Genomic DNA, 7,831 nt, shown 5'->3' with positions numbered 1-7,831 from the left:
CCCTGCTCCCGCCGCTCCCGGCGCCTGGCCCACCGCTGCCCCCGCGGGGGGCGGCCGACGGCCCGGAGGGTGGCCCACGGCGGCGCCCGCGGGCGGCGGGCAGCCCCCGTCCACTCCGGCCCCGCCCGCGCAACCGGCGCCCACACCTTCCCCGTCCGCTCCCGCCACGGCACCCGCACCGGCGCCCGGCGGCCTCGACCCCCGCATGCTCTGGCCGAACATCCTGGAGGCGGTCAAGAACCGCCGCCGCTTCACCTGGATCCTGCTGAGCCAGAACGCGCAGGTGGCCGGCTTCGACGGCACGACGCTGCAACTCGGTTTCGTGAACGCGGGCGCGCGGGACAACTTCGCGAGCAGCGGCAGCGAGGACGTACTGCGGCAGGCGTTGGCCGAGCAGTTCAACGTGCAGTGGAAGATCGAGGCCATCACCGACCCGTCGGGCGGCTCGGCACCGCCGGCCGCCGCGGGCTCCGGGGCCGGCGGCGGTTTCCACGCCGGCGGGGGTGGCGGTTACGGCGCCGGCGCGCCTGCCGCGCCGCGCCCCGCGGCGCCGCAGCCTGCGCCTGCAGCGCGTCCGGCCGCACCGCCGGCTCCGGCGGCCGCGCCCGCACCTGCGGCTCCCGCACCGTCTCCGGCCGCGCCCCCCGCTCCGGAGCGGCACGTGGTCGCCCCCGAGGACGACATGCCCGAGGACGACGACCCCGACCTCGACGAGTCGGCACTGTCGGGCCATGAACTGATCGTCCGGGAGCTGGGCGCCACGGTGGTGGAGGAGATCTCGAACGAATAGCCACGCGTGAGTGGTGCCACGGGCGTGGAAGAGCGCAGTCAGGGGCTCGAAGGGCACGGGTTGCGGACGAGTGCAGTCATGGGCGCGAAGGGGTACGACTGTCCCTCTCTTTGGGGAAACCTACAAACCCACGGTCCGAGCCCCTTCGGCGGCCCCCACAAGACCGGCCGTCCCCGCCCGTTAGGCTGACCCCGTGAAGGTCCTCGTCATCGGTAGCGGTGCCCGCGAACACGCCCTGTGCCGTTCCCTCTCTCTCGACCCCGACGTCACCGCGCTGCACTGTGCCCCCGGCAACGCGGGCATCGCCGAGGTGGCCCAGCTGCACCAGGTCGACGCCCTCGACGGACAGGCCGTGGCGGCGCTCGCCACCGAGCTCGGCGTCGAGCTGGTCGTGGTCGGCCCGGAGGCGCCCCTCGTGGCGGGTGTCGCCGACGCCGTGCGCGAGGCCGGGATCCCCGTCTTCGGTCCCTCCAAGGAGGCCGCGCAGCTGGAGGGCTCCAAGGCCTTCGCCAAGGACGTGATGGCCGCCGCGGGCGTACCCACCGCCCGTTCGTACGTCTGCACGAACGCGGACGAGGTCGAGGAGGCCCTCGACGCCTTCGGGGCCCCGTACGTCGTGAAGGACGACGGCCTCGCCGCGGGCAAGGGCGTCGTCGTCACCGCCGACATCGAGGCCGCGAAGGCGCACGCGGCCGGCTGCGAGCGCGTGGTCATCGAGGAGTTCCTCGACGGCCCCGAGGTGTCCCTGTTCGCCATCACCGACGGCGAGACGGTCCTTCCGCTCCAGCCCGCCCAGGACTTCAAGCGCGCGCTGGACAACGACGAGGGGCCGAACACCGGCGGCATGGGCGCGTACTCGCCGCTCCCGTGGGCCGACCCGAAGCTGGTCGAGGAGGTCCTGCAGACGGTTCTGCAGCCGACCGTCGACGATATGCGCCGTCGCGGCACCCCGTTCTCCGGTCTGCTGTACGCGGGTCTGGCGATCACCTCGCGCGGCGTACGGGTCATCGAGTTCAACGCCCGTTTCGGCGACCCCGAGACCCAGGTCGTGCTCGCCCGGCTGAAGACCCCGCTCGCTGCCGTGCTGCTGGCCGCGGCGAACGGCACCCTTGCCGATCTGGAGCCCCTGCGCTGGAGCGACGACGCGGCCGTCACCGTGGTCGTGGCCTCGCACAACTACCCGGGCAGCCCGCGCACCGGCGACCCGATCACCGGTCTCGACGAGGTGGTGGCCCAGGACGCCCCGTTCGCGTACGTCCTGCACGCCGGCACTCGGCGCGAGGGTGACGCGGTGGTGAGCGCGGGCGGTCGTGTGCTGTCCGTCACGGCGACCGGTGCGGACCTCGCCGAGGCACGCCGGCGGGCGTACACGGCCGTGGGCCGTATCGGGCTCGACGGCTCCCAGCACCGCACGGACATCGCGGCGAAGGCGTCGGGAGCCGACGCCTGAGGCGGAGGTGGTAGCCCCTGCCGGGCCGAAGCCGTCGCCGTTGCCGACTCGAAGGCGTCGCCCTGCCGGGCGGAAGTGGTGTACCCGTTCGTCGATGAACCCCATGGGCACCGGAACCGTCCCAGGATTCGGGGCCCACTTCTTGTCACGGGCGAAATCCGGTTGTCACGGGGCGAAATCAGGCGTGGGGTGGGGGTGTAATCGGGGGCCTCGCCGTTGTCCTGCGTCATCCACCTTTCCCCAAAGCCATTCCATCGGGTGAGCGGTGACCCATCCGGCTGACGAGGGCCGGGGGCCCAACTAGGGTGCGGCGCAAGCGTTCCGGCACTTGGCCCACCGGCATTGCGGTGTCAGTGATGGGTGCCACAGTGGGGGAGTGAGCAACGCACGGGCATCCGGCGGCGACATCTGTGACGGAGACCGTCACGGCGCGTGTCGCGCGGGACAGAGGCGGGACAGAGGGGGTGACGTCCGGTCGTGACCGGTATGGGTGTGGAGGCAGGCGCGCACGCCGCGCGCTCCCGGGCCCTTGCCGTGCTGCGGATCCGCAGCAGGGCGCTGGCCGTTGCCCTGCTGCCCGCCGCCGTCGCCGTCGTGCTCCTCGTCGGCGGCTCCACCGGTCACATCAGTGGCGGACACTGGGGGATCGCCCGCTGGATCGTGACCGGCGTCGCCGTGGTCGTCCTGCTCTGCGCCGCCGGTATCGCCCTCGTCGTCGCGCGGGCCCGCCCGGCTGTGAGCCCCACGGTCCCGATCACGGAAGAAGCGGCCCCGGATCTGTACCGGATGGTCCGGGACCTGGCCGACCGCCTCGACGTCCCCGCCCCGTCCGCGATAGCGCTCACCCCGGACTGCGACAGCTGGCTGGAGGACCGTACCCACCCCGCCCACGGCCCGCCGTCGCCCGAATCCGGGGACGAGATACCCGGGGTGCGGGGGATACGCCTGTCGACTCCCCGCCACCACCGCGCCCCGACCGCGCCCGTACTTGTCATCGGCTCACCGTTCCTGTGGTGGATGAGGGTGGGCGAGCTGCGCGCGGTTCTTGCTCCGGTCGTCGCCGGGACGGGGCCGTCGGCGCACCCTGACATAGCCGCGGCGCGTCGTTTCGTACGGGGGCTGGACGCCGCCGTGGCCGTGGCGTCCGCGCCCGCCCACAGCGCCGTGACCCGTACGGTGCTGGCCGGTGTCGGCTGGGTGGCCCGTCTGCTGCTGAGGAGCTGCCGTGGGCACGCGGCGGAGATGGAGCGGGGGGTGGCGGCAGCAGCGGCCGAGCGTGCACAGGCTGTGGATTACGGTCTGCGGATCGTCGCCCAGGAACAGGTGGGGCTGGCCTACGCGGGCTGGGACCGGCTCCTGACCCGGGTCGCGCTGCCCGCCTGGCGGATGGGCCGCTGGCCGTCGCGCCTGGACGCGGGCGTGGTCGCGGCGCTCACGGAGCTGTCCCGCCGGGACCGGCTGGCGGAGGGCTTCGCCTCCCGGCTGGGTGAACGGCCGGCCTGCGACCTGCTCGAAGAGCCCGGTGCGGTGGACGAGGCCGCGTCGCTGCTCGCGGCCCGTCTCTTCCACGGGGGTCCTGCGGAGCCCGGCCCGGACTGGGCCCCGGTGGACTGGCAGGAGTACCCGGACGAGGTCGTCGACCGCAAATGGCGCGTGGACGCGGCCCGTCTCCACCGTGTCCTGGACGCCCTGGGCGTCCACCACACCGCACCCCCGGCGACACCCGGTGCGGACGGGCCGACGCTGGAGCGGGTGCTGGAGTATCTGACGCTCGGGGTGGGCGTGGGAGGCACGCGATCCGTCGGGGGCGGGCCCGGCGGTGTGGGTGCCGTTCGCAACGGTGCACATGTCCCACGCGGGGACGACGCCTCCGGCGACGGGACCTTCGATGACGAGGCCACCGGGATCGGTGCCGTTCCGGTCGACGGCGATGGTGCCGCCCTCGACAGCGACGGCGGCCCCCCGGACGACGCCGACGACCCCGACGACGAGGGCGCCGTCGCCAGCGTGCGGACCGCCGCCCTCGCCGTCGGCCTCAGTGCCGAGTTGGCGCGTGAGGAGGCGGTCGCAGGGGCGATACCGGGCGACGGAGCCACGGGGCAGCCGCCGGGGCCGGACCCGACGTTGTGGGACGACGGGATGCTCCCGCTGTTCCCGCTCCAGCCGCCCCGCACCGGTCGCGAACTGCTCATCGACCACGTCACCGCGATGGTGTGCTGCGCCGCCATGGACACGGCGGGAGCGGCCCCCGGGCTCGACTGGCTGGACGGCCCTTCCCTCCTGGTCAGGGGCGAACGCGCGGCCGACCTCACCCCCCGGGTCCTCACCCTCGTCGAGGAGGGCGACCCGACCCCGCTGCGCTCCTGGCTCCTCCACCTGGGCGTACGCCCGGAGAAGCCGGTCCGGCTGGTCTGACACGGAGCGGTCCGACCCCATCGGCCCGCCCGCACCATCGACACCACCGACCACCCAGCGGCGCCGACTGCCTTGCCCGCGCCGACCGCCTGGCCCGTGCAGGCTGCCCGGCCCTGCCGGCCGCCTCGCCCGCGCCGGCCGCCCTGCCTGTGCCGACTGCCCGGCCTTCCCGGCCGTCCGGCCTTCCCGGCCGTCTCGCCCGTGCCGACCGCCCGGCCCTCCCGACCGCCTCACCGGTGCCTGCCGCCCGGCCCTCCCGACCGCCCAACCCGTGTCGACCACCCCGCCCGTGCCGACCACCCCGCCCTCCCGACCACCCCACCCCGAACCTCCCCGCCCCACCCGCCCGCACGGCCCCAACCCACCGCTCCACCCCGCCCACCTGCGGAAACACCTCCTTATTCACCCCCGCAACCCCGAGCCCTGGCCGGAGAATCCCACTCCGTTCACGTCAATTCGCGACGAACGGTGACGGAGTGCGTGCGTAATGTGATGTGCTGGGACCGATCGCGTACAGAGCAAGGGCTTACGACGGCTCACGGGGGACGAGGGAGGGGACATCGCATGGGGTCGGAGCACATCCGTCGTTGGGAGTCGGGCGCTCTCGCACATGCCGTGACGGACCCTTTCGGCCAGGGACCGGTGCCCTGGCTCCGGGGCAGCGAGACGTACTTCGACGACACGGGCCAGGTGGTGCCCTGGTACGTGGATCCGGCCCCGCCCCACGTTCCGGCCCAGGGCCCCAAAGGGGCGCGTATCCCGGCACCCCGCGCCGGCGGCCCCCGCTCCGCCGACGACGTCCACCGCCAGATCAAGGGTTTCACCTCCACCGGCGCGGTCGCCCCCGGCGAGGCCATCGACTTCCGTATCACCGTCGACCCGCCCCAGGAGTTCGCCGTCGACATCTACCGGATCGGGCACTACGACGGCGATGGCGCATCCAAGATCACCACCAGTCCCCGGCTCTCCGGCATCGTCCAGCCGCCCCCGCTCACCGCCGACCGTACGGTCTCCTGCCACCACTGGTGGCTCTCCTGGCGGCTGCAGATCCCGTCGTACTGGAGCATCGGCGCGTACGTCGCCGTCCTGACCACCGCCGACGGCTACCGCTCCCACGTCCCCTTCACCGTGCGCGACGCCCGCCCGGCGGACCTGCTCCTGCTGCTCCCGGACATCACATGGCAGGCGTACAACCTCTACCCGGAGGACGGCCGTACCGGCGCAAGCCTCTACCACGCCTGGGACGAGAACGGCCGACTGCTCGGCGAGGCGGACGCCGCCACCACGGTCTCCTTCGACCGCCCGTACGCCGGCGCGGGCCTGCCCCTGCACGTCGGTCACGCCTACGACTTCATCCGCTGGGCCGAGCGCTACCACTACGACCTCGCCTACGCCGACGCCCGCGATCTGCACGGTGGCCGTGTCGACCCCACCCGCTACCGCGGCCTGGTCTTCCCGGGCCACGACGAGTACTGGTCGACGCAGATGCGCCGGACCATGGAGCTCGCCCGCGAAAACGGCACCTCGCTCGTCTTCCTCTCCGCCAACACCATGTACTGGCAGGTGGAGCTCGGCCCGTCCCCGTCCGGCGTCCCCGACCGCCTGCTCACCTGCCGCAAGCGCCGCGGCCCGGGAAAGCCCGCGCTGTGGCGGGAAATCGACCGTTCCGAGCAGGAGATGATCGGCATCCAATACGCGAGCCGGGTGCCCGAGCCACACCCCCTCGTGGTCCGCAACGCCGATCACTGGCTGTGGGAGGCCACCGGCGCCCATGAGGGCGATGAGCTGGCGGGGATGGTCGCCGGGGAGGCCGACCGCTACTTCCCGCGCGCCCCGCTGCCCGAGCACCAGGGGCGCATCCTGCTCGCCCACTCCCCGTACCGGGACGGCGAGGGCGTCCTGCGCCACCAGGAGACCTCCCTCTACCGTGCACCCTCCGGCGCCCTCGTCTTCGCATCCGGAACGTTCGCCTGGTCCCCCGCGCTGGACCGCCCCGGGCACGTGGACAGCCGCATCCAGCAGGCCACCGCCAATCTCCTGGACCGCATCTGCAAACGGGACTGACCCCGGCACCGGCTCCGGCCCCTACCGGCCCCGCCACACGGCTCGCCGCCCGCATACGGGAGAATCGAGCCAATTGGAGAGAACCACGGGGAGGAACCGTGTCCGGATTCGTGGAAAAGCCCGAGCCCGTCCAGGTGCCGGGTCTGGTGCATCTGCACACCGGAAAGGTGCGCGAGCTGTACCAGAACGAGGCGGGCGACCTCGTGATGGTCGCCAGCGACCGTACGTCCGCATTCGACTGGGTGCTGCCGACCGAGATCCCGGACAAGGGCCGGATCCTCACCCAGCTGTCGCTCTGGTGGTTCGACCAGCTCGCCGATCTGGTCCCGAGCCACGTACTGAGTACCGAACTCCCGCCCGGTGCCCCCGCCGACTGGGCCGGCCGCACCCTCGTCTGCAAGTCCCTGCGGATGGTGCCCGTGGAGTGCGTGGCCCGCGGCTATCTCACGGGTTCGGGACTCGTGGAGTACAACGAGTCCCGCACCGTCTGCGGTCTCGCCCTGCCCGAGGGCCTGGTCGACGGCTCGGAGCTGCCAGCGCCGATCTTCACCCCGGCGACCAAGGCGGCGGTCGGCGAGCACGACGAGAACGTCCCCTATGAGGAGGTCGCCCGCCAGGTAGGCGCCGAGACCGCGGCCCAGCTGCGGCAGGCGACCCTCGCGGTCTACGGCCGCGCCCGTGACATCGCCCGCGACCGGGGGATCATCCTCGCGGACACCAAGTTCGAGTTCGGCTACGAAGGCGACACCCTCGTCCTGGCCGACGAGGTCCTCACCCCGGACTCCTCCCGCTTCTGGCCGGCCGACCAGTGGGAGCCGGGCCGCCCCCAGCCGTCGTTCGACAAGCAGTTCGTACGGGACTGGCTCACCTCCCCGGCCTCCGGCTGGGACCGCACGAGCGAGCAGCCCCCGCCGCCGCTGCCGCCGGAGATCGTGGAGGCGACCCGGGCGAAGTACACGGAGGCGTACGAGCGTCTGACAGGCGTCCGCTGGTCGTAGCGGTCGGCTGATCGGAGCGGTCGGCTGATCGGAGCCGCTGGGGGGGGGGGGGGGTGGCGCGGGCCCGGGGCGGGGGGCCCCGCGCCCCAGAGAGAGGTAAGCGCCCCGCCGGGT

4 protein-coding genes and 1 pseudogene are annotated in these 7,831 nt (G+C 73.3%); all 5 read left to right on the top strand.

What is annotated here, in order from left to right; translation table 11 throughout:
- Window positions 1-790: pseudogene (locus tag ABT186_RS46895) on the top strand (DNA polymerase III subunit gamma and tau); the annotation flags it as partial.
- Window positions 791-983: 193 nt separating this feature from the next.
- Complete coding sequence (gene purD / locus ABT186_RS46890) at window positions 984-2,240, top strand: phosphoribosylamine--glycine ligase (RefSeq protein WP_351234255.1); 1,257 nt, start codon at window positions 984-986, stop codon at window positions 2,238-2,240.
- 486 nt (window positions 2,241-2,726) lie between these two features.
- The gene (locus ABT186_RS46885) at window positions 2,727-4,655 is read left to right on the top strand and encodes a hypothetical protein (protein WP_351234261.1); all 1,929 of its coding nucleotides are present in this window, start codon (window positions 2,727-2,729) and stop codon (window positions 4,653-4,655) included.
- A gap of 564 nt (window positions 4,656-5,219) precedes the next feature.
- Window positions 5,220-6,719 carry a N,N-dimethylformamidase beta subunit family domain-containing protein gene (locus ABT186_RS46880; protein ID WP_351930541.1) on the top strand — a complete coding sequence of 500 codons (1,500 nt, stop codon included), beginning with the start codon at window positions 5,220-5,222 and terminating at the stop codon, window positions 6,717-6,719.
- A gap of 98 nt (window positions 6,720-6,817) precedes the next feature.
- Window positions 6,818-7,717 (top strand): phosphoribosylaminoimidazolesuccinocarboxamide synthase, encoded by a 900-nt coding sequence (locus ABT186_RS46875; RefSeq protein ID WP_351234259.1) that lies wholly within the window; start codon window positions 6,818-6,820, stop codon window positions 7,715-7,717.
- The last annotated feature ends 114 nt before the right edge of the window (window positions 7,718-7,831 follow it).

The organism is Streptomyces sp. NPDC001634 (genome assembly GCF_040298185.1).
GTDB lineage: Bacteria > Actinomycetota > Actinomycetes > Streptomycetales > Streptomycetaceae > Streptomyces.
The sequence above is the reverse complement of the archived record's forward strand: the minus strand, read 5'-3'. Positions and strand labels throughout refer to the sequence as shown.